Below are 25,535 nucleotides of genomic sequence, written 5' to 3'. Positions count from 1 at the left end.
CGTGTGAATGTTTCGTCGTTCGAGGACCGATCAGAAGGACACCACCGTCGCGGGCGGCGGTTTGAGCGCCGACGCCGTTCGGGAAACCCCACCCCGCGCCGAGACGAACGGCTCGGTGCCGCGTCCGACCGAGACGTCAGAGCGTCTGCGCCAGATCGGCGTCGACGCGGCGCGCGCCAAGCTGCCGACGAACGACGCGGACCAGAAGCGCCGCCGTCGTCTGCTGAACTTCAAGGACGAGCTGCATCGCAAGCTGCTAGACACCCTCAACCTCTCGGCGCTCGACAAGGTCAGCGAGAGCGAGTTGCGCTACGAGGTCGGCGAGATCGTACGCGAGGCGCTCGTCGACAGCGACCTGGTCCTCAGCCGGCCGGAGTTCGAGCAGCTCACGCGCGAGCTGATGGACGAGGTGATGGGCCTCGGCCCGCTCGAGCCGCTGCTCGCGGACCCGACGATCACCGACATCCTGATCAACACCTACGAGCAGTGCTATGTAGAGCGCAGCGGCAAGCTCGAGCGCGTTGCCGTCCAGTTCAAGGACAATGCGCACCTGATGCGCGTCATCACCAAGATCGTCTCGGCGGTCGGCCGGCGGGTGGACGAATCGAACCCTTGGGTGGACGCACGTCTAGCAGATGGCAGCCGCGTCAACGCGCTGGTGCCGCCCTGCGCGGTCGACGGCCCGCTGCTCTCGATCCGCAAGTTCTCGAAGATTCCCTACACGGTCGACAAGCTGATCGAGAACAGCGCCTTCTCCGAGGAGATGGCGCTGTTCCTGCACGCCTGCGTGCGCACACGCCTCAACGTGCTGATCTCGGGCGGCACGGGCTCGGGCAAGACGACCACGCTCAACGCGCTGTCGAGCTTCATCGCCAATGACGAGCGCATCGTCACCATCGAGGACACGGCCGAGCTTCAGCTCCAGCAGGACCATGTCGGCCGCATGGAATCGCGCCCGCCGAACATCGAGGGGCACGGCGCCGTCACCATCCGCGACCTCGTGCGCAACGCCCTGCGTATGCGTCCGGACCGCATCATCGTCGGCGAGGTCCGCGGCGAGGAGGTGATCGACATGCTTCAGGCCATGAACACCGGCCACGACGGCTCGATGACCACCATCCACGCGAACAGCCCGCGCGACGCCATGGGCCGCATCGAGAACATGATCGGCATGTCGGGTATCGAGCTGCCGCTGAAGGCGGTGCGCACCAATATCGCCAGCGCAATCCAGCTCATCGTGCAGGTCAGCCGCATGTCGGACGGCAAGCGCCGCATGGCCTCGATCTCGGAGATCGTCGGCATGGAGGGCGACATCATCACCATGCAGGAGATCTTCAAGTTCGAGCGTCTCGGCACGGACCAGGGCGGCGCGATCCGCGGCCGCTACATGGCGACCGGCATTCGCAGCAAGTTCTCCGAGCGGTTCAAGCAGTGGGGCTACGAGTTGCCTGCAAGCCTGTTCCGCCCCGATATCTGACGCAGCAGCGGGAGCCGCAGAAGAATGCTCTTCCAGCCGATCGTCTACGCGCTGATCTTCGTGGGCGTCCTCCTCATGGTGGAGGGCGTCTATCTCATCGTCTTCGGCAAGACGCTGCGCCGCGAGAAGAAGATCAACCGCCGCCTCGCGCTGCTCCAGGAAGGAAAGGACACCGAGGAGGTCCTCTCGATCCTGCGCGCGGAACGCGACGGCAAGAAATACGACATGCGCATCCCCATCATCGGCTCGATGATGGAACAGGCGCGCTTTGCGAACATCGCGATCACGCCGCTCTGGATCGTCGGGACGCTGATCTTCCTGATGATCGTCGCCTTCGCGATGCTCACGGGCTTCACGTCCGCCTCGCTGCCGATCCGGATCCTGGTCGCCATCATCATCAGCTATGGCGCGCTCTTCATCTGGCTGCGCAACAAGGCCAAGGCCCGGATCTCGCTGCTAGAGGAGCAGTTCCCCGACGCGATCGACCTGATGGTCCGCTCGCTGCGCGTCGGCCACCCGATCACCGCGGCGATTGCCATCGTGGCGCGCGAGATGCCCGACCCGCTGGGCTCCGAGTTCGGGCTCATCGCGGACGAGGCGACCTACGGCATGAACATCAACGACGCGCTCGACCGGCTCGCCGCGCGGGTGCCGGTGCCGGATCTGCGCTTCTTCGCCATCGCCGTGAACATCCAGTCCACCTCGGGCGGCAACCTCGCGGAAGTGCTGGACGGCCTGAGCCGGGTGATCCGGGCGCGCTTCAAGCTGTTCCGCAAGGTCCGGGCAATCACCGCCGAGGCCCGCTGGTCGGGATGGTTCCTGTCCTTCTTCCCGATCTTCGCGCTGCTGATGGTGCAGGTGGTGAAGCCTGACTACTATGACAACGTGTCAGATCACCCGCTGTTCATGCCGGGCGCTATCCTCACGTTCATCCTTTTGTTCCTGAACATCATTTTCATGCGCCTCATGGTCAACATCAAGGTCTGAGACATGGCTGGGCTGCTCGAGTTCCTCAGAGGCTTCTTCGACCGCGTGGTTGCGGCGCTCGTGGAGAACTACGGGCCAGCGGGGCCGTTCTACGCGCTCGCCGCGATGTCGATCCTGCTGCTGCTGGTCGCGATTCCGCTCGTCCTTCGCAAGAAGAAGGACCCGCTCGAGCGCTTCAACTTCAAGGACGATCGGCTCAAGGGCGAGCTGGTCAAGCTGCGCAGCGACCGCGACGACGGAACCCTGGGCGGGCTGAAGAGCTACCTCGAGCCCACCGAGAAGAAGGAGATGGACGAGCTCCGCACCAAGCTCAAGCGTGCGGGGTACGAGGGCGCGTCGGCCGTCCGCGTCTATGTTCTCCTGCGGATCGGCCTCGGGCTCGGCCTGCTGCTGTTCGGCGTCGTGATCACCTTCCTGATCCCCGAAGAGCCGAAGATGGGCGTCGCCCTGATCTTCAGCAGCCTCCTGGGCCTCGCCGGCTTCCTGTTCCCGACCTTCTGGATCAAGCGCAAGATCGAGCATCGCCGCCAGGAGATCGAGCGCGCCTTCCCCGATGCGATGGACATGATCCTCGTCTGCATCGAGGGAGGGCAGTCGCTCGACCAGGCGATGGCCCGCGTCGGCAAGGAGATGCAGAACAGCGCGGGCCCCCTTGCCAGCGAGATGCAGATCGTCACGCAGGAGTTCCGTGTCGGCAAGGACCGGGTCGCCGTGCTGCGCGATTTCGGCGAGCGCACGGCCGTGAACGACGTCAAGTCGTTCGTGACGGTCATGATCCAGTCGATCGCCTTCGGCACCTCGGTCGCGGATGCCTTGCGCGTCTATGCTTCGGAGATGCGCGACAAGCGCCTGATGCGCGCCGAGGAAAAGGCGAACGTCCTGCCGACCAAGCTGACGCTCGGCACCATGGTCTTCACTGTGCCGCCGCTGGTGCTGATCCTTGTCGGCCCGTCGTTCATCATGATCCTCCGGTCCTTCGCGCAGATGTCCGGCGCCGGCCCATGATCCTGCGCGCGACGGCGCGATCCGCTGCTTTCGCCGCATCCATTGCCCTGCTCGGCGGCTGCGAGACGAAGGGTCCGCTGGCGGAACTCGAGTCGCCCACGACCCTCACGCGGGAACAGGGCCAGAGCTGGTACCTCCTTGGCGTGCAACTCCTCGCGACGCGCGAGCCCTCGCAGGCCGAGCGCGCCTTCAACCGCTCGATCGCCCTCGAAGGGATGAAAGCCCAGACGCTGACCGGCCTCGGCATCGCGGCCGCACAGCAGGGACAGCTCGCGCGTGCACGGGCGCATCTCGAGCAAGCCCGCGATCTCGCGCCTGAAGACATCACCGTGCACAACAATCTGGGCGTGGTGCTCTATGATCTTGGCGAGTATCATGCCGCGAGGCAGTCGTTCCAGACCGCGTTCCTCCTGTCGAGCGGGGCGAGCGAGGTGGCTGCCCTGAACCTGGCGAAGGCCGAGACGGCGATCGCGCTCGCCAGCGAGCAGGATCAGCCGGACCCCGCGATCAGCCACAGGCTCCAGCGGGTGGGGGCAAGCGAATACCGCCTGCTCGAACTGGACGACGCCGCGGGCATAACAGGCACCGGAACACCGGGCTGATGGAGGAGAGGCAATGCGGGCAGGACGCGGGACAGCCGCGCTGATCTTGATCCTGACGGCCGGTCTGGCCGGATGCGACACGCCAACCGTGTCGAACAAGCAGGATCCGCTCAAGGGCGACATCATCGACGAGGCGAATCTCACCCAGCTCATGCTGCAGGCGGGCGACCCGAACGAGGCGGTCAGCTACTTCGAGAACGCCGTGGCCCGCGAGCCCGAGCGCGCCGATTTCCGCCGCGGCCTGGCGCAGTCCTATTCCCGGGCCAGGCGCTACCCCGAGGCCGCGCGGGTCTACCAGGAGCTCCTCGCGCTCCGGCAGGAGGAACTCGTCGACCGGCTCGACTACGCCTATGTCGCGGTCCGGCTCGACCGCTGGGAGGACGCGACAGCGCTTGCGTCCTCGCTGCCGCAATCGCTCGACACGCCGCGGCGCCACCTGCTCGACGCGATGATCGCCGATCACGCCAAGGACTGGGAGGCGGCGGACCGCGCCTATGCGCGCGCCGAGGCGCTGAGCACCGCGCCGGCGGACGTGCTGAACAACTGGGGCGTCAGCCGCATGGCGCGGGGCGAACTGGACCAGGCGTCCCGGACCTTCGAGCGCGCCGTGAGCTATGATTCGCGCCTCTTCAGCGCCAAGAACAACCTCGCCATCTCGCGCGCGCTCCAGGGCGACTTCCGCCTGCCCATCGTGCCGATGACCGACAGCGAGCGCGCGATGATCCAGTACAACATGGGCATCATCGCGCAGGAAAAGGGCGAGTTGCGCATCGCGCGCGGGCTCTATGCCGCGGCGCTGCAATCGCACCCGATGCACTACCAGGCGGCGGCCGACCGGCTGGCGCAGCTCGATTCCGCCATCGTGAACTGAGGACGGACCGCCCGATGATGGATACGCCTGCGCTGATCCTCGCCTTCGCCACGATGCTTCCACTGATGGCCTTCGTAATCTTCACCGACCTGCGCACGATGAAGATCCCGAACTGGGCGGTGCTCGCGGCCTTCGCGGTGTTCCTCGTGACCGGGCTGTGGGGCCTGCCGTTCGACGTCTATCTGTGGCGCATCGGCCATGCGGTGATCGCGCTCCTGGCCGGGTTCGTCCTGTTCAGCCTTGCCGGCGGGGGCATCGGGGCGGGCGATCTCAAGCTGATCGCCGCGATCACGCCCTTCGTGCCGGGCAGTTCCGTCAGCCTCGTGCTGTTCATCTTCGCCGTCTCGGTGTTCGCGCTGCTGGCATTCCACCAGGTCACCCGCATGGTGGTGCGCCGGCGCGAGACCGGATGGAAGTCGCTCGACCAGAAGGTCTACCTGCCGGCGGGCGTCGCGCTCGGGCTCACCATCGTCCTGTTCTTGGGTCTCGACCTCTCCAGCCGGATCGCCTGAGGCCGGTCCCGCGCGGCGTCGCGGCGGGCTCAACCGCCGCGCCGGTCCCATGCGGCCCAGCCCGGATCGGACAGGAACCGCGACGGGTGATCGGTGAACAGCCCATCGAGCCCCGCGTCGCGCAAGCCCAGCACCGCAGCCGGGTCGTTGACCGTGTAGACCCGCACCGCGCGGCCGTCCCGCCGGGCGGCATCCAGCACCGCCGCATCGAGCGCCGTGTGGTCGAGATGGATCGCCTCGGCGTCGAGAGCCGCGAGGAATTCGCGCCAGTCGGGCGCCGGCGCCTCGTAGAGCACGGCCAGCGGGCATCGCGGTGCCAGTCGGCGCAGGGCCGCAAGCTCGCCATGGTCGAAGCTTGACACCGTGATCCGCCGCGCCGCCCAGTCGCGACGCGCCAGTGCCGCCGCCACGGCTGCGGCCAGCGGCCCGGGCGCCGCGTCATGCGCCTTCATCTCGAGATTCGCCTGCAGGCCCAGCGCCTCGATCAGGTCCAGCACGGCCTCCAGCGTCGGCAACGCCTCGCGCGCGAAACCCGCTCCGAACCAGCTGCCCGCGTCGATGCCGGGCAGATCCCGCAGGCCGATGGCCGCGAGCGGCCCCGCCCGGTTGGTGCAGCGATCGAGCGTGCCGTCATGACAGACCACCGCCGTGCCGTCACCCAGCAGCGAGACGTCGAACTCGATCGCCCGCGCGCCCAACTCTGCCGCGAGGCGGAAGGCCGCGAGGGTGTTCTCGGGCGCCGAGCCGCTCGCGCCGCGATGCGCGATCACGCGCGCGAAGGCATCGGGGCGGGGCGTGTCCGGGCGGGCGCCGGTGGCGGACGTCGACTGATGCATGGCGAGGAGTTCCGGCTCGGGCAATGGCGCAGAGCCCCTCCGGAGGGCGGGGCGCCCCCCTTCTCGCATCTGGGCGTGCCCCGCGCCAGTGGCCTGCGCCCGGCTTGCGCCATCGGCCCGTCCATGCGACACCTGCGCGCCACAGCGGCCGGATGGCGGCGCAGGCCGATCCGCCGCGATGCGGGCGCGCGCACCGCGCGGCCTGAGGACGCGCTTTGGATGCTGAGGCATGACAGGCATGCGCCGCCTTCTGGTCTTCATCGCGATCCTCCCGCTCATCGGCCTCGGTCTCGCGGACCTTGGCCGGCGCGGCGCCGTCGCGCTCGAGGGCATGCTGAAGATGCGCGTCGAGAACGGGCTCGGCGTCCTCGGCTTCGACTGGGCGCGGGTGCGGGCGGACGGGCTGGTGATCGAGCTGGCGGGCGACGCGCCCGATGTCGATGCTCAGACACTGGCGGTCGAGGCCAGCCGCTCGCTCGCTCGCCCCGGACGGGTCATCGACCGCACCACCGCGCGCCTTGCGCCGCCCGAGCGGCGCGAGCCGGTCGAGGTGGAATTCCACCGCGACGACAACGGCCTGACCCTGATCGGCCGGCTGCATGACGAGGCGATGCGGGCCTCGCTTCTCGGGGCCATCGAGGCCGCCGAGCCGGGTCTCGTGGTCCATGACCTGACTGGGCTCGACGCCGCACGGCCGTCCCAGGACTGGGCCGGCGAGGTCGCGGTGGCGCTCGCGGCCGTGCACATGATGCCGCGCGCATTCGTGCGGATCACCCCGGGCAGCCTTCTGGTCGAGGGCGTCGCGGCAGACCCGCAGGCGCGTGACGAAATGGAGGCCGAGCTGATCCGCCTCGCGGGCCCGAATGTCACGCTCGTCACCGCGATCCGAGTTCCCGGCCGGATCATCGCACCGTTCTCGTTCATCGCCGAAAAGACCCGCGACGGCGCGCTCGCGCTCGTCGCTTGCGCCGCACGGACCGAGGCCGAGGGCGTCGGGATCGACCGCATCCGGCGCGAGATGGCGATCGAAGGGGGACCCCTGCGCTGCTCCGTCGGCCTTGGCGGGCCGCATGGCGACTGGGAGGGCGCGATCCGCGCGGGGCTGAAGGCGCTGGCGGCGCTGCCGGCCGGCCGGCTCGAGGTGACCTATGGCTCGCTCACGCTGGACGCCGCGCCGCCCACGCGGGTCGAGACCTTCGAGGCGGCGCTTGCGAGACTGTCGAATGACATTCCCCCCGGGTTCGACCTCGCGGGCGCCGTCGCGGCCGGGCGCGAGGCCGAGCGCGCCGCCCGCGAGAAGGAGAGCTACTGGATGCAGATCGTCCGGCTGGGCGACCGCCTCGCGCTCGCAGGCCGTGTCGAGGATGCGGCGGCGGGGGCTGCCCTTTCGGCGGTCGCCGCGGCCCGGCTGGGGCGCGAGAGGGTCGCGTCCGACCTCGAGCTCGCCGGCGTGCTTCCGCCGCCCGGCTGGCAGGAGGCCGCGCTCGCCGCGGTCGACCTGCTCGCCGAAGCGCCGGGCAGCGCCGAGCTGACCGCGCGCGGCCTCAGCGTGAGCGCGCGCGTGCCGAGCGCCCGGGAGGCGCGGCGCCTGCATGATCGCGTCGCGGCGAAGCTGCCGGGCGAGGTGCGGCTCGAGACACGCTTCGTCGTGGACATGCCGGCCCTCGTCGCGGCGCTGCCGCTCGGCCCCGAACGGTGCGTGGCCGAGCTCGACCAGGTCGCCACCGCGCGTGGCATCCTGTTCGACCCCGGCAGCGCCCGGATGGACGATCGCAGCCGCGAGGCCATCTCGGAGCTCGCCGCCATCCTGCGCCGCTGCCCCGACACGGCGGTCGAGATCGGCGGCCACACTGACAACCAGGGCCGCGAGGAGCTGAACGAGCGCCTGAGCCAGAACCGGGCCGAGGCGGTGCTGGATGCCCTCGTTGCCCAGGGGATCGCGCTGGGCCGCCTCGAGGCCCGGGGCTATGGCGAGCACCAGCCCGTTGCGTCGAACGACACGCCCGAGGGTCGGGCGCGCAACCGCCGCATCGCCTTCCAGCTGAGGGAGTAGCCCATGTTCGACCGCGCCGAGCTCGAGATCGCCATCGGCGTCACGCTCGCGGCGGCCATCCTGCTCGGGTGGCTCCTGAACGCGCTGTGGCGCAGGTTGTCGCCGGTGCCGACCTCGCATGCGGGGCGCATCGCGGTGATGGCGCGCCACCTGCACGAGGCCGAGGAGGCGCGCGATGCCGCGATCGAGGCGCGCCTCGAGGCCGAGGCCGCGCTCGACGCCCGCACGGCTGAGCATCAGCGGGCATTGGCCGAGCAGGAGGCCCGCCTCACCGCCGCCGCTGCCCGGCACGAGGCCGAACTCGAGCGTGCCTTGCGCGAGGTCACCGCCGATCGCGACGCCTCGATGGAGGGCCTGCGCCATGCGCGCGCGCGCATCCTCGAACTCGAGGCTGTGCGCCCCACCGACCGCGCCGCGCAGGTGTTGGCGGAGCCGGCCACGACCAGCGGGATCGAGCCCCACCCGGTAGCCGCTGCGGCGCCGGCTCTGGAAGCGCCGCCCGCTGGAGAGGCCGAAGAGCCGCGCAACCAGCCGGCGCCGGCGGCCGCCCCAGCGGCCAAGCGCCCGAGGCGGAAGGCCCCGGCCAAGGCACGGACGCCCGCCGGGTCGGGCGGGCGCAAGCGCAAGTCTGCGGGTGCGGCGGAGGATGGTGATGGGGATGGAACCTAGTCCGCAGCGGTCGCCGGCACGGCTGTCGCCGGTCAGCCGCGGCGCCCGTCCCGCCAGCGTTCGGCCGCCGCGTCGTCGCACTCGCGCGCATCGACCCAGCGACCGCCGCCCGGTCCATGCTCCTTCTTCCAGAAGGGCGCGCGCGTCTTGAGATAGTCCATCAGGAAGGCTGCCGCCTCGAAGGCCGCGGCGCGGTGGCGGCTCGCGGCCAGCACCAGCACGATCCGCTCGCCCGGCGCCATCGGGCCGTAGCGGTGGATCACCCGCACGCCATCCAGCGGCCAGCGCGCCTCCGCCTCGGCCACGATCTTGCCGAGCGCGTTCTCGGTGCCGCCCGGCCAGTGCTCCAGCTCCATCGCGGCGATCGCGCCCTCTCCCGTCATCTCGCGCACGAGCCCGGTGAAGCTCACCACCGCGCCGATGTCGCGGTTGCCGGCGGTCAGGGCCTCGATCTCGGCGGCGATGTCGAAATCCTCGCGCTGCACCGAGACCTGCGGGCGGGCACCGGCGCCATCGGCCATCCTCAGCCCCCCGTCACCGGCGGGAAGAAGGCGATCTCGCGTGCCCCCGAGATGGGGGCGTCGAGGTCGGTCATCTCCTGATCCACCGCCACCCGCACCGCGGCGAGGTCGGCAAAAGCCAGCGCATACCGCTCCTCGCGGGCCCTCAGGCGCTCGACCAGTTCGCGCGCGGTGGCCGCGCCCTCGGGATCGACCTCCTCGGCGGCGGCGCCCACGCGCTCACGCATCCAGGCGAAGTAGAGAACCTGCATCGTCACCTCTCCCGCCCGTGAATATAGGGCAAGGCCTTGCGGAAGTAATCCCAGCCCGACACCACGGTAAGGATCGCGGCGATCCACAACAGCGCAAGCCCGGACGCCACCACCCAGTTCCAGACCGGCAGCGCCTCGGGCCCGCCCCAGGCGACCGCGGCGCCGATCGGTTGCGCCAGCGCGCCGGGCCGCACCGGCCGCGGCTCGGCCCCCGTCAGATGCGCGAGCGGCACCGCCGACAGGAGGACGCCGATCGCCACCAGCTGTGCCGTGGTCTTCCACTTGGCGATCCGGGTGACATGCAGCTTGACCTCGCCCAGGAACTCCCGCAGGCCCGAGATCAGGATCTCGCGCGTCAGGATAACACTGGCCGGGATCAGGTAGAGCGGCGTCGCGCCGACCGAGAAGGTGGCCAGCACCAGCAGCCCGATGGCCACCATCAGCTTGTCGGCGATCGGGTCGAGCATGCGCCCGAAGGCGCTCTCCTGCCGCCACAGGCGCGCCAGCCAGCCGTCGAAATAATCGGTGATCGCGGCGCCGGTGAACAGGATCAGCGCGATCCAGTCCGCATAGGGAGAATCGAGCAGCAGGAACGCGAACAGCACGCCCGGCGCCGCCAGGACGCGGGAGACGGTCAGGACATTGGGCACGGTCCAGCGCATGACGCCCGAGGTATCGGGCGCTACGCCGGTTGGCAAGGGGCCGGGGTCAGCGCTCGCCATGGAAGAAGGCGTAGATCGTCTCGGCCATGGCGTCCGAGATGCCCTCGACCGCCTTGAGATCGGCAAGCCCCGCCCGCGTCACCGCCTTGGCCGAGCCGAAATGCGCAAGCAGCGCGCGCTTCCGCGCGGGCCCGACGCCCGGCACCTCGTCGAGCGGCGTCTGCGTCGTCGCCAGCGCGCGCTTCGCACGGTGGGCGCCGATCGCGAAGCGGTGCGCCTCGTCGCGCAGGCGTTGCAGGAAATAGAGGGTGGGGCTGCGATGTGGCAGGGCGAAGGGGCGCCGGCCGGGGCTGTGGAAGACCTCCTTGCCGGCGTCGCGATCGACGCCCTTGGCGACGCCGAACAGGGCGACGCCCGTCACCCCCAGCCCGTCGAGCACCGAAGCCGCGGCCGAGACCTGGCCCTGCCCGCCGTCGATCAGCACGAGGTCGGGCCAGGCTAGGGTCTCGCGGCCGGGGTCGTCGCGCATCAGCTTGCCGAAGCGGCGCGTCAGCACCTCGCGCATCATGCCGAAGTCGTCGCCGGGGGTCAGCTCGGTGCCTCGAATCGTGAACTTGCGGTATTGCGCGCGCTCGAAGCCGTCGGGCCCCGCGACGATCATGGCGCCGACCGCGTTCGTGCCCATCAGGTGGCTGTTGTCGTAGACCTCGATCCTGCGCGGCGGCTCGGGCAGGGCGAAGGCCTCGGCCAGCCCCTCGAGGTTGCGGCCGTGGCTCATCGTCTCGGCCAGCCGGCGGCCCAGCGCCTCGCGGGCATTGGTCAGCGCATGGTCCACCAGCTCGCGCTTCTCGCCCCGGCGCGGGACTGCGACGGCGACGCGGTGTCCGGCAAGGGTGCGCAGCGCGCCGGACAGCATGTCGCCGTTCTCGACCGGATGGCTCAGGAGCACCATGCGCGGCGGCACGCGCGAGAGGCTGTAGAACTGGCTGACGAAGCTCTCCATCACCTCGGCGTCCTCGGTCTCGGGCGCGACCTTGGGGAAGAAGGCGTGGTTGCCCCAGTTCTGGTGGTTGCGGAAGAAGAACACCTGCACGCAGGCCTGCCCGCCGTCGCGGTGCAGGGCAAAGACGTCGGCCTCGGCCGTCAGCCGCGGGTTGATGCCCTGGTGCCCCTGCACATGCGACATCGCCCGGATCCGGTCGCGGAACAGCGCCGCGCGCTCGAAATCCATGCCGGCGGCGGCGGCGCGCATCCGCTCGGCCAGATCCGCCTGCACGCGCGTCGTGCGGCCTCGCAGGAAGGCGGTCGCGTCCTCGACCAGCGCGGCATAGTCCTCGCGCGAGATCTCGCCCGTGCAGGGGCCCGAGCAGCGCTTGATCTGGAACAGCAGGCAGGGCCGCGTGCGCGAGCGGAACATGGTGTCCGAGCAGGTCCTCAGCAGGAAGGCCCGCTCCATCTGGTTGAGCGCCCGGTTGACCGCGCCGGCCGAGGCGAAGGGCCCGAAATACCGACCCCTGGCGCGCTGCGCGCCGCGGTGCTTGGTCAGCAGCGGGAACTCGCCATCCTCGATCAGGATGTAGGGGAAGCTCTTGTCGTCGCGCAGCAGCACGTTGTAGCGCGGCTTGAGCTGCTTGATGAGGTTGGCCTCGAGCAGCAGCGCCTCGGTCTCGGTCGCCGTGGTGATGAACTCCATCGACGCGGTTTCCGAGATCATCCGCGCGATGCGGTTGGTGTGGCCACCCATCTTGGCATAGGACGCGACCCGCCGGCGCAGCGCCCGAGCCTTGCCGACATAGAGCACCTCGGCCCGCGCCGACAGCATCCGGTAGACGCCCGGACGATCGTCGAGCGTCGCGAGATGCCGGCGGATCACCTCGGGCCCCGTCTCGATGACGGGCTGTACCGGGTTGCCGGATGTCGTCGGTCTTGGCGTCATGAGATTCGGTCGGCGGCTAGCTGGAACGGAACCCGGTTTCAAGCGCGAATGAGTCCCCGGAATCTGTGGATATCTCTGTCGGTAAGTTGTGGCGAGGGGCGTTTTTCCGTGGAGTCTGAGGGGCCTTCATCACCTTGCCCAAAATTTGAGCAGAAGTTCAATGCGTTGATTTTGTTCAAGAAAATAAATTCCTGCGGCATCCATATGGGATTGTTAAAGAATTTTAACGCGATGGCGACGGTCTCCGGAATGTGGTGGACAAATGGCTCCCGCGCAACGTTGCGGGTACGAATCATTCGTCTGCCATCAGGATGTCGGGCGTCTGCCATGCCAGGTGCTGCCCGCCGTCGATCGCCAGCATCTGGCCGGTCAGGGCCTTGCACTCGAGGATGAAGCGCAGCGCCTGCACGATGTCGGCGGCATCCGCGCCCCGGCCCAGGATGCAGGCCGCGCGCTGGCGGGCGAAATGCTCGTCGGACTGCCGCACGCCCCTCAGCGTCGGCCCCGGTCCGATGCCGTTGACGCGGACATGGGGCGCCAGCGCCTGTGCCGAGGTCCGCGTGAAGGCCATCAGTCCGGCCTTCGCCACCGAGTAGCTGAGGAAGAACGGCGTCGGTTTCCAGACCCGCTGGTCGATCATGTTGACGATGCAGGCCCGCGCCACCGGCTCGCCCGCGTCATCGACCACCACGCGGGGCGCCTGCAGGGCGAAGTCCTGCGTCAGCTTGACGGCGGCGCGCAGGTTGGTCTCGACCGAGCGGTCCCAGCTCTCGCGCGTCATCGTCTCGACGAGGTCGTTCTCGAAGATCGAGGCGTTGTTGATCAGCAGGCCCAGCGGGCCGCCCAGCGCCTCGGCCGCGCCGGCAACGATGGTCGCGGTCTCCTCCTCGCGCAGGAGGTCGGCGCGGACGGCCGCGGCATTGGCGCCCATCGCCTGCGCTTCGGCCACGACGGCGCGCGCGCCCGCCTCCGAGCTCGAATAGTGGATTGCCACGTCCCAGCCGCGCGCGGCCAGGTCCAGCGCCATGGCGCGGCCGAGGCGATGCGCGCCCCCGGTCACCAGCGCACGGCGCCGCTCGGTCATGGCGTCCTCCCCCTCAGCCCAGCACCACGGCCGTCGCGAAACCGACATAGAGCAGCAGGTAGACCATGCCGGTCCAGCGGCAGATCCGGCGGCACATCAGCACGAAGGGCGCGAGCGTCAGCGCGGCCGCGATCATCACCCAGTTGTCGCGCATGAGGATCTCGCCAGGCACCTCCATCGGGCCGACCAGCGCGGCGGCGCCGATGATGAAGGTGACGTTGAAGATGTTCGAGCCGACGACATTGCCGATCGCGACGTCGGCCTGCGCGCGCACCGCGGCCATCAGCGTCGTGGCAAGCTCGGGCAGCGAGGTGCCTACGGCCACGATCGTCAGGCCGATCACCGTCTCCGAGACGCCGAACGCCATCGCCACCCCGCGCGCCCCGTCGATCAGGAGCTGCGCGCCGACCGGCAGGCCGATCAGCGAGGCGACGATCAGCCCGCCGATCTTCCAGGGCGCCATGTGGGGATCGACGTCTTCGAGCTCGGCCAGCTCCTCCGCCGCCTCGCCATTGGCGGCACGCAGGGTCATGGAGTGCCGGACCGAATCCGCCACCATCAGCGCCGTGACGCCGATCAGGATCAGTCCGCCCCACCACCAGATGGTGCCGGGCAGGATCAGGGCCGTGAAGATCGCGGTGGAGAGCATCATGAACCACAGGTTCCGGTGCGCGTCCTTCCCGCAGCCCGCGATGGGCGAGATCAGCGCGGGCAGCCCCAGAACCAGCCAGACATTGGCGATGTTCGATCCGACGACGTTGCCGAGCGCGATCCCCGGCGAGCCCTCGAGCGCCGCCTGCACCGAGATGAGCAGCTCCGGCGCCGAGGTTCCGAAGGCGACGATCGTGGCCCCCACGATGACCGCGGGCACGCCGAGCCTGAGGCTCACCGCCACGGCTCCCCGCACCAGGGCGTCGCCGGCGGCCAGAAGAAGCACCAGGCCGGCGATGATGAACAGGAAGTCCATGCCGCGTAAAGTTCCCTCGTCCCGCCACGCATCGGGGCCGTCGCCCGGTGCCCGCGATATAGCACGGCCCGGCCCCCGCGAAAGGGGCCGCGTCAGTCACTGCCGTGTTGTTGAGCGCAGGCCACACTCGCAGGGATCGTGCAGCCCGCGATAGACGCCGCAGCGCGGGCAGCGGATCAGGTCCTCGACGCGGGCGGGCGGCGTCGGTCCGGGGCGCGCCTTGCGCGCGCGCAGGATCCAGGGCACCACGACGATGGCGCCGACGATTACGGCCGCGGTCAGAAGGATCTTGGTCAGCACTCTGGCCTCGCTTGGTCCGGCATGCCTCGTGGCGCATCCTGCCGACTGACTTAGACGCCCGCCGGCACAGGGGCAAGGGCGGCACCCGCCGCGCCCGCGCGAAAGGCTTTCCGAGCGGCGCGGGCATTGTGTATAAGGAGGCTCCTCATCAGGCCGACGGGCTCAGAGACCGCATGGATCTCGTGGACCAGGAACTCACCCTCCGCGCCCGGCTCGACGAGCTGCGGCAGGAGCATCGCGCACTCGACGATGCCATCACGGCGCTGTCCGGGACGCCGAGGCCGGACCAGCTCGCGCTGCGACGCCTCAAGAAGCGCAAGCTGAGCCTCAAGGACCAGATCACCCGCATCGAGGATGCGCTCTATCCCGACATCATCGCCTGAGCTAAGACAGGCGCGCATCCGGCTTGCAGGGCGCGGCGCCGTCCCGCTCCCCGAGAAGAAGAGGAATCGTCCCCGTGAGCGAGAGTCCCGCCCCGTCGTCATCCGCCGCGCCACGGGTCGGCATCGTGATGGGCAGCCAGTCCGACTGGCCCACCATGCAGGCGGCGTCCGAGGTGCTGGCTGCGCTCGGGGTGCCGCACGAGGTCAGGATCGTGTCGGCCCACCGCACGCCCGACCGGCTGTTCGCCTATGCCGAGGCGGCGGCGCCGCGCGGGCTTGCGGCGATCATCGCCGGGGCGGGGGGGGCCGCGCATCTGCCTGGCATGCTCGCCGCCAAGACGCGCGTGCCGGTGCTGGGTGTCCCCGTGCAGTCGAAGGCGCTCTCGGGGCTCGACAGCCTGTTGTCGATCGTGCAGATGCCGAAGGGCATTCCGGTCGCGACCTTCGCCATCGGCGCAGCGGGTGCGGCCAATGCCGCGCTGTTCGCCTGCGCCCAGCTCGCGATTGCCGATGCGGCGCTGGCCGCGCGGCTCGACGCATGGCGCGATGCCCAGACCGCCGCCGTGGCCGAGGAGCCCGACCGTGACTGACACCACCTCCGCCGCCGGCGAGCCGCGCCGGCCCATCAGGCCGCGCGTCCCTGGGCCGCTCGGGCCGGGCGCGACCATCGGCATTCTCGGCGGCGGCCAGCTCGGCCGGATGCTGGCGATCGCCGCGGCGCGCCTCGGCTTTCGCGTGCACATCTACGAGCCGGGCCCGCTGCCGCCCGCGGGCGCCGTTGCCGCCGCGGTGACGCGCGCGGGCTATGACGACGTGGCGGCGCTGAGGGCGTTCGCGTCGGACTGCGACGTGGTGACCTGCGAGTTCGAGAACGTCCCGGCCCAGACCGCCGAGACCCTCGCCGTCTCGACCGTGATGCGGCCCAACCCGCGGGCACTCGAGATCGCGCAGGACCGGGTCGACGAGAAGCGCTTCCTGCACAACCTCGGCATCGCCACCGCGCCCTGGGCCGAGGTCGATCGCGCGGCGGACCTGCTCGGCGCGCTCGCGCGCACGGGCGCGCCGGCGATCCTCAAGACCCGCCGGCTCGGCTATGACGGCAAGGGGCAGGCTCGGCTCTCGGGCCCGGCCGATGCCGAGGCGGCGTGGCACCGCATCGGCGCCCAGCCCGCGATCATGGAGGGCTTCGTGCCCTTCTCGGCCGAGCTTTCGGTGATCGCCGCGCGCGGGACGACGGGCGAGGTCGTCTGCTACGAGCCCGGCCGCAACGTCCACCGCGACGGCATCCTGCACCAGACGACGGTGCCCTCGGGCCTGCCGAGGGGGGTTCTGCAGGATGCCGTCCTGGTGGCCGGCAAGATCCTGAACGCGCTTGATTATGTGGGCGTGATGGGGGTCGAGATGTTCCACGTCCCAGGCAAGCCGGTGATGGTGAACGAGATCGCGCCGCGGGTGCACAATTCCGGGCACTGGACGATCGAGGCCTGCGTCGTCGACCAGTTCGAGCAGCACATCCGCGCCGTGGCGGGCTGGCCGCTGGGCGATGGCAGCCGCCATTCCGACGCGGTGATGACCAACCTCATCGGCGACGAGATCGACGACTGGCCGCGCCTCGCCGCTGAGGGCGGGGGCCTGCACATCTACGGCAAGGCCGAGACCCGTCCCGGCCGCAAGATGGGCCACGTGACCCGCATCGGTCCGCGGCGCTGAGCGCCGCGCGCCTGCCTCATGCGCCGCCGCTACCGCCGGCCCCGCGTGGGGCACGGATGCGGCCCAGCACCTGCCCCGGCAGCCAGAAGGCCGCGCGCGCCAGCGGGTTCGCCTGCGCCTGCGCCTTGAGCTTCTCGAAGCTCATGACGTTGTCGATCCGCCGGTCGAGGAAGCCCCAGGTGTTCTGCGACCCCGCGCTCTCGTCGCCCAGCCAGTAGAGCACGGTGGCCGAGTAGACCGAGGCGAGGATCGCGCGCTTGGAATACCAGTTGTAGTCGGTCGACGTGTCGCCGCAGAGCTTCCAGATCAGGTCCGCCGTTCCCCAGATCGCCGCGGCGCTGTCGCGCGCATGGATCGGCAGGGCCAGCAGCGTGGCGCCCCGGCGCACGGCGTCTCGCTGGCCCTCGACCAGTTCTATGCGCCGCCGCACCGCGAACGTCACACGCTCGCGCACCTTCATGCGCGAGAGCTCGACGCGCGACAGCTCGTCGGCCAGCCGCACGTCCATCATGCGGTGGAAGCCCAGCGCCATGTCGACGCCCCCGCGCGGGAATGCGAGCGCGGCGAGACCGCGGTCCACCCCCGAATCGGCGATGGCGGCGTCCAGCGTCCGGCGCGACCATCCGTCGAAGGCGACATGCGGCAGCGCGGCCGAAATCAGCGCCGCGCGTGCCGCGGCAATGTGGTCGCCTTCCGATTTCGGCGCGATTTCCATGACTTACTCCCTCGTGCCGCGTGCGCTGGCTGTGGACAGGCCCCCCATCGATGAGTATATAGGCCACCTCGACGCAAATCGAACTGGAAAGGTGGTGACCTAGGTGCAGGTACTGGTTCGCGATAACAACGTCGATCAGGCGCTCCGTGCTCTGAAGAAGAAGATGCAGCGTGAAGGCGTTTTCCGCGAGATGAAGCTCCGGCAGCATTACGAAAAGCCGTCGGAGAAGCGCGCTCGCGAGAAAGCCGAAGCCATCCGCCGCGCGCGCAAGCTCGCGCGGAAGAAGGCTCAGCGCGAAGGTCTCGTCTGAGGCGCGACGGGCTCGCTGGTCAACGGACCGGAACACAGCCTAGTCATTGAGCCCCCGTCCGGGAAACCGGCGGGGGTTTCGCGTCCCGGGGACCCCCGGAAAGGAAAGGCATGGTGATGCTGCCTCAAGCCCGCGCGCCCAAGGGGATGCGCATCTACGCCATCGGTGACGTGCATGGCTGCGTCGGCGAGATGCTGGCCCTGCATGACCGGGTGCGTGCGCACCTCGCGGCCCATCCCGTGGCGGACTGGCGGATCGTCCATGTCGGCGACTATGTCGATCGTGGGCCGGACAGCCGCGGCGCCGTCGAGGCGCTCGCCGCTCTCGATGCCGACGACCGCGTGGTCTGCCTGCGCGGCAATCACGACCAGTATCTGCTCGACTTCCTCGACGATCCCGATTGCGGCTCGTTCGATGCGTGGCTGTTCAACGGAGGCGAGACGACGCTGCGCGATTATGGCGCCGAGGCGGGCGAGGCGGTGCTCGTCGGCCCCAGCCGGCGCCGCGCCCTGCACGAACGTCTGGTGGCGGCGATGCCCGCCGCCCATCGCGCCTTCCTCGACGGGCTGGGCCATAGCCTGCGCCTTGGCGACTACTTCTTCGCCCACGCCGGGGTGCGCCCGGGCGTTGGGCTCGACGCGCAGGCGCCGCGCGACCTCCTGTGGATTCGCGAGCCCTTCCTGTCGTCGCCGGACGACCACGGCGCCGTGGTCGTCCACGGCCACACGCCCTCCGGCGAGGTGGTGGTCCGGCCCAACCGGATCGGCATCGACACCGGCGCCGTGTTCGGAGGGCCGTTGAGCTGTCTCGTGCTGGAAGGCGGTAAGGCGGCCCTGCTCGGCCCCGACGGGGTCACACCGCTGGATCTGCCGGTCTGAACCGCTGCGAGCCCATCGCGGCGTGACAGCGGGCGCCGCATCCGGCCCCGATCCACCCCGCGCGACGGGGGGCGCCGCATCCGGCCCGTCTCGGTCAGGCGCGCGCCAAGGCCGCCGCCTTCGCGCCCTGCGGGCGCATGGCGAAAGCGGGCAGCGCGACGCCTCAGGTGCCGACGAAGGCGAGGAAGATCAGGATGGCCGCGCTCACCGTCGCCACGCCGACGCAGACCTTCAGGAAACCCGCGAAGGTCCTTTCATGGGCGCTGATGTCCATCGTCCCGTGCTCGTGGCTGGCCATGGGTCGCATTCCTCGCTGATGGCTGTACTGCCGCCGCACTATACCCACCGCCGACGCGAGCGCAATTGCCGCGAGCGCGTCACAAATGCCGCAGCCCGCTCATGCCGCGCGATAGCGCCATGCGCCAAGGGAATCGCGCTCGCGCACGACGTCCCCGGCATGGTGGAGGTGGTTCAGATGGGCGACCGCCTCGACCAGCGCGAGGCCGAACTCGCGCGCCCCGATCTCGCGCTTGTAGAGGGCGGGGAACAGCTCGACCGCGGTCAGCGGCCCTTCACGGAGCGCGCCGAGGATGCGCCTCAGCGCCCCCTCGTGGTTCTCGATCAGTTGCCCAAGCCTGAATGGCGCGCCCCGGAAGGGGAGTCCATGGCCGGGCAGCACCAGCGGGTCGGCTGCCTCGGCCAGTGGCAGGAAGCGCCGGCAGGTCTCGAGCCAGCCGGCCAGCGGGTCGGCCTCGGGCTCGGTCGGGTAGACTCCGATATTGGGCGAGATCCCCGGCAGGACCTGGTCGCCCGCCAGCAGCAGCCCGTCCCGGGACCACAGCGTCGCATGCGCGGGCGCGTGCCCCTCGCCCAGCCGCACCTGCCAGTCGCGCCCGCCGGCGCGCAGCGCGCTGCCCTCGCCGATCGCGCGGAAGCCGAGAGGCAGCGGCGAGACGCAGTCGGCGAAGTTGAACGGCCGCTCGGCCATGTAGGCCGTCAGCGCCGCGCCGGTGACACCCGCACGCCTGCGGAACTCGACCTGCTGGGGCGTCGGGCGCTCCTGCCGGTCCAGGGTCAGCATCCGGCCCGTCAGCCACGCCACCCGGGTGGCCACGACCTCGGCGCCCTCGTCCGCGAGCGGGCCGGCGAGGCCGATATGGTCCGGATGGTGATGCGTCAGCACCACGCGCCGGATGGGCCGCCCGCCCAGCGGCCCCGCCCTGAGCGCCGCCAGCGCCTCGCGTCCGCGGGCCCAGTCGAGCCCGGTGTCGATCAGCGTCCAGCCATCCCCCTCGTCCAGCGCGTAGAGGTTCATGTGGTCGAGTGCCATCGGCAGCGGCAGCCGCGCCCACAGGATGCCCTCGGCCACCTCGACCGCCGCGCCGGGACCGGGGGGCTCGGGCCAGGGGTGCCGGATGGCCGTCTCGCGCGCCGTGGCCGGGACCGCGCTCACCCGCCGAGCCGCCCGGCCGGGATGGCGTAGAGGTCCGCCGCCCCCGCCATCGCCGCTGCCGAAAGCGCCACGGCCTCGGGCAGCATCCGCCCCGCCGCGAAGCGCGCGAGCGCCGCCCGCTCCGTTTCGCCCGATGCGAGCGCCCCGCGCGCGAGGTAATGCCCGCCCAGCATGAGCGCCCACATCCGCAGGTAATCCGCCGCGCCCGCATGCCGCTCGGTCATGTCGGTCTGCGCCAGCATCCAGTCGGTCGCGCGCCCGGCTGCCGCCTGCGCCTCGCCCAGCGCCGCGGCCACCTCACCCAGCCCGCCGTCGCGTGCCGAATCGACCGTCGTCGCCACCTCAGCCAATAGGCTCCGCGCCGCCTCGCCGCCGTCCATCGCGAGCTTGCGACCCACGAGGTCCATCGCCTGGATGCCGTTCGTGCCCTCGTAGATCGCCGTCACGCGCACGTCGCGGCTGAACTGGGCGGCGCCGGTCTCCTCGATATAGCCCATGCCGCCATGCACCTGCACGCCGAGGCTTGCGACCTCGATCCCCGTGTCGGTCCCGAAGGCCTTGGCGATCGGCGTGAGGAACGCCCCGCGCGCTGCGTGCCGGTCGCGCTCGGCCCCATCCTCGGCCGCCCGCGCCATGTCGAGCGAGAATGCGCAGTCATAGGCAACGCCGCGCGCCATCGCGGTCTGGGCCCGCATGCGCATGAGCATCCGCCGCACGTCGGCATGGCCCGCGATGGTGGCGCTGCCATCCGGCGTGCGGCCCTGCCGGCGCTCCAGCGCCCATGCGGCGGCCTTCTGCGATGCGGCCTCGGCCACCGCCAGCCCCTCGACGCCGACGCCGAGGCGGGCGTTGTTCATCATCGTGAACATAGCCGCCATCCCGCCGCCCTCGGGCCCGATCAGCCAGCCGGTCGCGCCCTCGAAGGCCATCACGCAGGTGGGCGAGCCGTGCAGCCCCATCTTGTGCTCGAGCCCGATCGGCCTGACCGCGTTCGCCACCCCCGGATTGCCGGCCCCGTCGGGGATGAGCTTGGGCACCAGGAAAAGCGAGATCCCCTTGGTCCCTGCCGGCGCCCCCGGCAGCCGCGCCAGCACCAGGTGGCAGATGTTTTCCGCCACGTCGTGATCGCCCCACGAGATGTAGATCTTTTGCCCGGTGATCGCATAGGAGCCGTCGCCCCTGGGTGCGGCCTTCGTCGCCAGTGCGCCCACGTCCGAGCCCGCCTGCGGCTCGGTCAGGTTCATCGTCCCGGTCCACTCGCCCGACACCAGCCGGGGGATGTAGAGCGCCCTGATCCAGTCGGCCGCGTGGTGCTCCAGCGCCTCGATCTGGCCCTGCGTCATCAGCGGGTTCAGCGACAGCGACAGGCAGGCGGAGGCCATCATTTCGTTGACCATCACCGCAAGCGACTGCGGCAGCCCCATGCCGCCGAACTCGGGCGAGGCCGCCATGCCGACCCATCCGCCCTCGGCGATCTGGCGATAGGCGTCCGCAAAGCCCGGCGTGCAGCGCACCACACCGTTTTCCAGCCTCGCCGGGTGCAGGTCGCCCGCCCGGTTCAGCGGTGCCAGCACCCCCTCGCACAGCTTCGCCGCCTCGGCGAGGATCGCCGCGCGCATCTCTGCGGTGGCCTCGGCAAAGCGATCCGTCGCGGCCAGGCGCGACTGGCCCACCACCTGCTCGGCGCAGAAGATCATCTCGTCCACCGGCGCGGTATAGGTCATTCTGGCTCTCCTGCCCGTCGGGCCGCTCCTTGCGTGCCGCCACGACCACGGGGTAAGGCGGGGGGCAGCCGTCAGCCAAGACACTTCGCCCCCGCCGCCCCGTCAAGCCCGGACCCCGCGTCACGATGCCCGAGACCGAGCGCCTTTCAGCCGACCCAGACGGCATCGCCCGCGCGGCGGCGCTGCTGGCGGCGGGCGAACTCGTCGCCTTCCCGACCGAGACGGTCTACGGCCTCGGCGCCGATGCGCGCAACGGCCAAGCGGTCGCGCGGGTCTTCGAGGCCAAGGGCCGGCCGCGCTTCAACCCGCTGATCGTCCACCTGCCGGACCTTTCCGCAGCGCAGGACATCGCGGAAATCGCGGGCGATCTCGAACGTCTTGCCGCCACCTTCTGGCCCGGCCCGCTCACGCTGGTGGCCCCGCTGCGGCCCGGCGCGGGGCTCAGCGACCTCGTGACCGCGGGGCTCGCGACCGTCGCAATCCGCGTGCCCGCCCATCCGGTGGCGCAGCGGCTGCTCGCGGTCTTTGGCGGGTCGCTGGCGGGGCCTTCGGCCAACCCCTCGGGCAAGGTCAGCCCTACGACAGCGGATCACGTGCTGGAGGGGCTTGGCGGGCGCATCGCCGCGGTGCTCGACGCCGGCCCCTGCGCGGTCGGGCTCGAATCGAGCATCGTCGGCATCGAAGGCGGCGTCCCGGTCCTGCTGCGCCCCGGCGGCCTGCCGGCCGAGGCGATCGAGGACTGCCTTGGCCGCCCGCTGGGCCGGGCAGGGGTCGCCATCACCGCGCCGGGCCAGCTTGCCAGCCACTACGCGCCGGGCGTGCGCCTGCGTCTCGGCGCCACGGCGCCCGCAGCGGGAGAGGGCTGGCTCGGCTTCGGCCCCGATCCCGAGGGCTGCTGCGGGCCATGCCTCAACCTCTCCCCCTCGGGCGACATGGTCGAGGCCGCGGCGAACCTCTTCGCCCATCTGCGCGCCATCGACGCGGCGATGGGCGGACAGGGAACGGTCGCCGTGGCCGCGATCCCCGAGCGGGGCCTCGGCCGCGCGATTAACGACCGCCTGCGCCGCGCGGCGGCGCCCCGGCCCTGAGGGGATCACGCGCCGCGCACCAATCCGCGGCCTGGGCGCCCGACGAGAGCGCCGTCCTTGCAGGCCGCGGACCCGCCCCCCGCGCGCCCCGATGGGGCTGGAAGACGCGGCGCCGATCCGCTAGCTGTTGGCGCATGGACATGACCGCCCGCCCCCTGATCGAGCCCGGCCCCGACGACATACCGGCACTTGCCGGTCCCCTCGGGCCGGGCGGTGCGCTGATGCCCGGCGACGACGGCTTCGAGCGCTACCTGCACGAGCCGCGCGACCGCTGGCGGGGCCGCGCCGCCTGCGTCCTGCGCCCGCGCACCACCGGGGAGGTCGCAGGGCTTGTCGCCGCGTGCAACGCCCGGCGCATCGGCATCGTGCCGGTCTCGGGCGGCACCGGCCTCGTGGCGGGCCAGATCATCGACAAGGGCGCGACCCCGGTGATCCTGTCGCTCGAGCGGATGACCCGCATCCGCGCCGTGCTGCCCGAGGACGGCGCCCTGATTGCCGAGGCGGGCGTGACCCTCTCGGAGGTGCAGGCCGCGGCCGCGGCCGCGGGGCGGCTCTACCCCCTTTCGATGGCCTCGGAGGGGGCGTGCCGCGTCGGCGGGAACCTTGCCACCAATGCGGGGGGCGTGCAGGTGCTGCGCTATGGCAACGCGCGCGACCTCTGCCTCGGGGTCGAGGCGGTGATGGCGGACGGCAGCGTGCATCACGGGCTGAAGGCGCTGAGGAAGGACAACACCGGCTACGACCTGCGCCACCTGCTGATCGGCTCGGAGGGCACGCTCGGCATCATCACCGCGGCCGTCCTGAAACTGTTTCCTGCGCCCGGCGAGGTGGTGACCGGAATGCTGGCCGTTCCGTCTCCCGCCGCCGCCGTGGCCCTTCTGCATGCCCTGCGCGACCGGCTCGGCGATGGCGTCACCGCCTTCGAGCTGATCGGCGGGCAGGGGCCGGCCTTCATCCAGCGCTTCCATCCAGACTGGCACGACCCGCTGGCGGGCAAGCCCGACTGGCGCGTGCTGGTCGAAATCACCGGGCCCGCCGACGCGGGGCTGGCCGAGCGCGCCGAGACGGTGCTGGCGGGGCTGTTCGAGGAGGGGCTGGCGGAGGACGGCATCCTCGCCTCGTCCGGCCAGCAGCGCGACGCGATGTGGTGGCTGCGCGAGACCATCCCCGAGGCCAACCGCAAGGTGGGCGCGGTATCGTCGCATGACATCTCGGTGCCGCTCAGCTCGATCCCTGCGTTCATCGAGGAAGCCGGCCGCGCGGTGGCCGCCATCGACCCCGCGCTGACCGTCAACTGCTTCGGCCATGTCGGCGACGGCAACCTGCACTTCAACGTGTTCCCCGCGCCGGGCCGCAGCCGCGCCGACCACGACCCCGTCCGCCCCGCCGTCAAGACCGCGATCCACGAGACCGCCCACCGGCTCGGCGGCTCGATCTCGGCCGAGCACGGCATCGGCCGGCTGAAGCGCGCCGACCTCGCGAAATTCGGCGACCCCGCCAAGCTCGCGGCGATGCGCGCGATCAAGGCGGCGCTCGATCCGAACGGAATCCTCAACCCGGGCGCCGTGATCCCGGACTGAGCTTTGCATGCATCGGCGGAGGCCCGTCTGCAGCCCTCCCGACACTGTGCGGATCGGGTCCCGGCTTGGGAGCCGGGAAAGCGCAGCTCTCGGCGGGAGGTTCAGATCACGGTGTGCCGGTATCGGGTCGCGGCAGCCGGAACACCCGCGCATTGGCCAGCGACGGTATACTCGCCCGCACCCGCGCGACCTCGGCAAGGTCGAGCGTCACCTGCGTGACCCCCACCCCCTCGCCCGCATCGGCCAGCACCCGGCCCCAGGGGTCGATGGCGATGGAATGCCCCCAGGTTTCGCGCACGCGCCCCTCGCTTGCGTCATGGGTCCCCCACTGCGCAGGGGCCAGCATGAAGCAGCCGGTCTCGATGGCGCGGGCGCGCAGCAGGATCTCCCAGTGCGCGCGCCCGGTCGGGACGGTGAAAGCGGATGGCGCGGTCAGGATCACCGCCCCCGCCTCGGCCAGCGCCCGGTAGAGCGCGGGGAAGCGCATGTCGTAGCAGATGCCGAGCCCGATCCTGCCCCAAGGCGTGTCCACCGTCACCGCCTGCTCGCCCGGCCGGTAGCCCGCGCTCTCGCGGTAGCTCTCGGCTCCCTCGAGGTCGACGTCGAACATGTGGATCTTGTCGTAGCGCGCGGCGATCGAGCCGTCCGGGCGGATCACGAAACTGCGGTTGACGAAGCGCTCGTCCGCCTCGCACCTCAGCGCGAGCGAGCCGATCACCAGCCAGATGCCGCTCGCGCGCGCCACCTCGCGAAGGCCGGCGAGCGTGGGGTCCTCGCCCTCGGCCCTCAGCATCGCCCGCTGACGCGCGCGGCTTGCCGACACGATGTTGGTGACCTCGGGCGTCAGGACCATCTGCGCGCCGCCCTCGGCGGCCTCGCGCACCAGACGCTCGGTCACGCCCAGATTGGCGGTGGGGTCGTCCGAGGCGTTGAGCTGCACGAGGGCGGCGCGGAGTTCCAT

Annotated in this window: 29 protein-coding genes; 15 read left to right on the top strand and 14 right to left on the bottom strand. The window is 70.9% G+C overall.

The window, feature by feature from the left end:
- Positions 1-7 precede the first annotated feature (7 nt).
- The 6 genes from M1105_RS08950 to M1105_RS08925 are packed head-to-tail and all read left to right on the top strand — an operon-like array spanning position 8 to position 5,454.
- Positions 8-1,477 carry a CpaF family protein gene (locus tag M1105_RS08950; RefSeq protein WP_249580004.1) on the top strand — a complete coding sequence of 490 codons (1,470 nt, stop codon included), beginning with the start codon at positions 8-10 and terminating at the stop codon, positions 1,475-1,477.
- A 24-nt stretch (positions 1,478-1,501) separates the two neighbouring features.
- Positions 1,502-2,464 (top strand): type II secretion system F family protein, encoded by a 963-nt coding sequence (locus M1105_RS08945; protein ID WP_249580003.1) that lies wholly within the window; start codon positions 1,502-1,504, stop codon positions 2,462-2,464.
- Positions 2,465-2,467: 3 nt separating this feature from the next.
- Entirely contained in the window at positions 2,468-3,469 is a 1,002-nt protein-coding gene (locus M1105_RS08940) for a type II secretion system F family protein (protein ID WP_249580002.1), read from the top strand.
- Positions 3,466-4,071, top strand: coding sequence for a tetratricopeptide repeat protein (locus tag M1105_RS08935; RefSeq protein ID WP_249580001.1), 606 nt, complete (start codon positions 3,466-3,468; stop codon positions 4,069-4,071). Before M1105_RS08940 ends, M1105_RS08935 begins: the two co-directional genes overlap by 4 nt.
- 13 nt (positions 4,072-4,084) lie before the next feature.
- Complete coding sequence (locus M1105_RS08930; RefSeq protein WP_249580000.1) at positions 4,085-4,942, top strand: tetratricopeptide repeat protein; 858 nt, start codon at positions 4,085-4,087, stop codon at positions 4,940-4,942.
- Between the two features lie 14 nt (positions 4,943-4,956).
- Positions 4,957-5,454 (top strand): prepilin peptidase, encoded by a 498-nt coding sequence (locus M1105_RS08925; protein WP_249579999.1) that lies wholly within the window; start codon positions 4,957-4,959, stop codon positions 5,452-5,454.
- Positions 5,455-5,483: 29 nt separating this feature from the next.
- On the opposite strand, the gene M1105_RS08920 is transcribed toward M1105_RS08925, so the two are convergent.
- A complete protein-coding gene (locus tag M1105_RS08920) occupies positions 5,484-6,290 on the bottom strand; it encodes a glycerophosphodiester phosphodiesterase family protein (protein ID WP_249579998.1) in 807 nt (268 codons plus the stop codon).
- A 229-nt stretch (positions 6,291-6,519) separates the two neighbouring features.
- Between M1105_RS08920 and M1105_RS08915 the strand changes: the two genes are divergently transcribed.
- Together M1105_RS08915 and M1105_RS08910 are read left to right on the top strand one after the other, a co-directional pair.
- Entirely contained in the window at positions 6,520-8,343 is a 1,824-nt protein-coding gene (locus tag M1105_RS08915) for an OmpA family protein (protein WP_249579997.1), read from the top strand.
- Between the two features lie 3 nt (positions 8,344-8,346).
- Positions 8,347-9,012 carry a hypothetical protein gene (locus M1105_RS08910; RefSeq protein WP_249579996.1) on the top strand — a complete coding sequence of 222 codons (666 nt, stop codon included), beginning with the start codon at positions 8,347-8,349 and terminating at the stop codon, positions 9,010-9,012.
- Positions 9,013-9,044: 32 nt separating this feature from the next.
- Here M1105_RS08910 and M1105_RS08905 read toward each other — a convergent pair whose 3' ends face one another.
- From M1105_RS08905 to M1105_RS08870, 8 genes are all read right to left on the bottom strand, one after another.
- On the bottom strand, positions 9,045-9,533 hold the full coding sequence (locus M1105_RS08905; protein ID WP_249579995.1) for a molybdenum cofactor biosynthesis protein MoaE: 489 nt from the start codon (positions 9,531-9,533) through the stop codon (positions 9,045-9,047).
- Positions 9,534-9,535: 2 nt separating this feature from the next.
- Complete coding sequence (moaD, locus tag M1105_RS08900; protein WP_249579994.1) at positions 9,536-9,784, bottom strand: molybdopterin converting factor subunit 1; 249 nt, start codon at positions 9,782-9,784, stop codon at positions 9,536-9,538.
- A 2-nt stretch (positions 9,785-9,786) separates the two neighbouring features.
- On the bottom strand, positions 9,787-10,446 hold the full coding sequence (gene pgsA / locus M1105_RS08895) for a CDP-diacylglycerol--glycerol-3-phosphate 3-phosphatidyltransferase (RefSeq protein WP_249579993.1): 660 nt from the start codon (positions 10,444-10,446) through the stop codon (positions 9,787-9,789).
- Between the two features lie 46 nt (positions 10,447-10,492).
- On the bottom strand, positions 10,493-12,382 hold the full coding sequence (gene uvrC, locus M1105_RS08890; protein ID WP_249579992.1) for an excinuclease ABC subunit UvrC: 1,890 nt from the start codon (positions 12,380-12,382) through the stop codon (positions 10,493-10,495).
- 38 nt (positions 12,383-12,420) lie between these two features.
- On the bottom strand, positions 12,421-12,678 hold the full coding sequence (locus tag M1105_RS08885) for a hypothetical protein (protein ID WP_249579991.1): 258 nt from the start codon (positions 12,676-12,678) through the stop codon (positions 12,421-12,423).
- On the bottom strand, positions 12,675-13,466 hold the full coding sequence (locus M1105_RS08880; RefSeq protein ID WP_249579990.1) for an SDR family oxidoreductase: 792 nt from the start codon (positions 13,464-13,466) through the stop codon (positions 12,675-12,677). Before M1105_RS08880 ends, M1105_RS08885 begins: the two co-directional genes overlap by 4 nt.
- 13 nt (positions 13,467-13,479) lie before the next feature.
- Positions 13,480-14,433: a calcium/sodium antiporter gene (locus M1105_RS08875; protein WP_249579989.1), complete on the bottom strand. Its 954-nt coding sequence runs from the start codon at positions 14,431-14,433 to the stop codon at positions 13,480-13,482.
- 96 nt (positions 14,434-14,529) lie between these two features.
- On the bottom strand, positions 14,530-14,733 hold the full coding sequence (locus M1105_RS08870) for a hypothetical protein (RefSeq protein ID WP_249579988.1): 204 nt from the start codon (positions 14,731-14,733) through the stop codon (positions 14,530-14,532).
- 173 nt (positions 14,734-14,906) lie between these two features.
- On the opposite strand from M1105_RS08870, the gene M1105_RS08865 reads away from it, so the two are divergent.
- The 3 genes from M1105_RS08865 to M1105_RS08855 all read left to right on the top strand — a co-directional run bounded on the left by M1105_RS08865 (position 14,907) and on the right by M1105_RS08855 (position 16,826).
- Positions 14,907-15,116, top strand: a complete 210-nt coding sequence (locus tag M1105_RS08865; protein WP_249579987.1) for a YdcH family protein — start codon at positions 14,907-14,909, stop codon at positions 15,114-15,116.
- A 74-nt stretch (positions 15,117-15,190) separates the two neighbouring features.
- Entirely contained in the window at positions 15,191-15,706 is a 516-nt protein-coding gene (gene purE, locus M1105_RS08860; protein ID WP_319936780.1) for a 5-(carboxyamino)imidazole ribonucleotide mutase, read from the top strand.
- 34 nt (positions 15,707-15,740) lie between these two features.
- A complete protein-coding gene (locus tag M1105_RS08855) occupies positions 15,741-16,826 on the top strand; it encodes a 5-(carboxyamino)imidazole ribonucleotide synthase (RefSeq protein ID WP_406600612.1) in 1,086 nt (361 codons plus the stop codon).
- Positions 16,827-16,842: 16 nt separating this feature from the next.
- Here M1105_RS08855 and M1105_RS08850 read toward each other — a convergent pair whose 3' ends face one another.
- Positions 16,843-17,541, bottom strand: a complete 699-nt coding sequence (locus M1105_RS08850; protein WP_249579985.1) for a COQ9 family protein — start codon at positions 17,539-17,541, stop codon at positions 16,843-16,845.
- Between the two features lie 103 nt (positions 17,542-17,644).
- On the opposite strand from M1105_RS08850, the gene rpsU reads away from it, so the two are divergent.
- Both rpsU and M1105_RS08840 read left to right on the top strand, forming a co-directional pair.
- Positions 17,645-17,851, top strand: a complete 207-nt coding sequence (gene rpsU / locus M1105_RS08845; protein WP_249579984.1) for a 30S ribosomal protein S21 — start codon at positions 17,645-17,647, stop codon at positions 17,849-17,851.
- A 116-nt stretch (positions 17,852-17,967) separates the two neighbouring features.
- Positions 17,968-18,729, top strand: a complete 762-nt coding sequence (locus tag M1105_RS08840) for a metallophosphoesterase family protein (RefSeq protein ID WP_249579983.1) — start codon at positions 17,968-17,970, stop codon at positions 18,727-18,729.
- Between the two features lie 163 nt (positions 18,730-18,892).
- Here the strand turns inward: M1105_RS08840 and M1105_RS08835 are convergent, their stop codons facing one another.
- The 3 genes from M1105_RS08835 to M1105_RS08825 form a co-directional block, all read right to left on the bottom strand.
- Positions 18,893-19,027 carry an aa3-type cytochrome c oxidase subunit IV gene (locus M1105_RS08835; protein WP_249579982.1) on the bottom strand — a complete coding sequence of 45 codons (135 nt, stop codon included), beginning with the start codon at positions 19,025-19,027 and terminating at the stop codon, positions 18,893-18,895.
- Between the two features lie 99 nt (positions 19,028-19,126).
- Entirely contained in the window at positions 19,127-20,182 is a 1,056-nt protein-coding gene (locus M1105_RS08830) for an MBL fold metallo-hydrolase (RefSeq protein WP_249579981.1), read from the bottom strand.
- A complete protein-coding gene (locus M1105_RS08825) occupies positions 20,179-21,906 on the bottom strand; it encodes an acyl-CoA dehydrogenase (RefSeq protein ID WP_249579980.1) in 1,728 nt (575 codons plus the stop codon). Before M1105_RS08825 ends, M1105_RS08830 begins: the two co-directional genes overlap by 4 nt.
- 125 nt (positions 21,907-22,031) lie before the next feature.
- Between M1105_RS08825 and M1105_RS08820 the strand changes: the two genes are divergently transcribed.
- Both M1105_RS08820 and M1105_RS08815 read left to right on the top strand, forming a co-directional pair.
- Positions 22,032-22,994, top strand: coding sequence for an L-threonylcarbamoyladenylate synthase (locus tag M1105_RS08820; protein WP_249579979.1), 963 nt, complete (start codon positions 22,032-22,034; stop codon positions 22,992-22,994).
- A gap of 140 nt (positions 22,995-23,134) precedes the next feature.
- The gene (locus tag M1105_RS08815) at positions 23,135-24,574 is read left to right on the top strand and encodes an FAD-binding oxidoreductase (protein WP_249579978.1); all 1,440 of its coding nucleotides are present in this window, start codon (positions 23,135-23,137) and stop codon (positions 24,572-24,574) included.
- A 106-nt stretch (positions 24,575-24,680) separates the two neighbouring features.
- Here M1105_RS08815 and M1105_RS08810 read toward each other — a convergent pair whose 3' ends face one another.
- Positions 24,681-25,535, bottom strand: coding sequence for a carbon-nitrogen hydrolase family protein (locus M1105_RS08810; RefSeq protein WP_249579977.1), 855 nt, complete (start codon positions 25,533-25,535; stop codon positions 24,681-24,683).

Source organism: Thermohalobaculum sediminis (assembly GCF_023487995.1).
Lineage (GTDB): Bacteria > Pseudomonadota > Alphaproteobacteria > Rhodobacterales > Rhodobacteraceae > Thermohalobaculum > Thermohalobaculum sediminis.
Note: the sequence above shows the minus strand (reverse complement) of the source record. Positions and strands in the feature narration are given on the sequence as shown.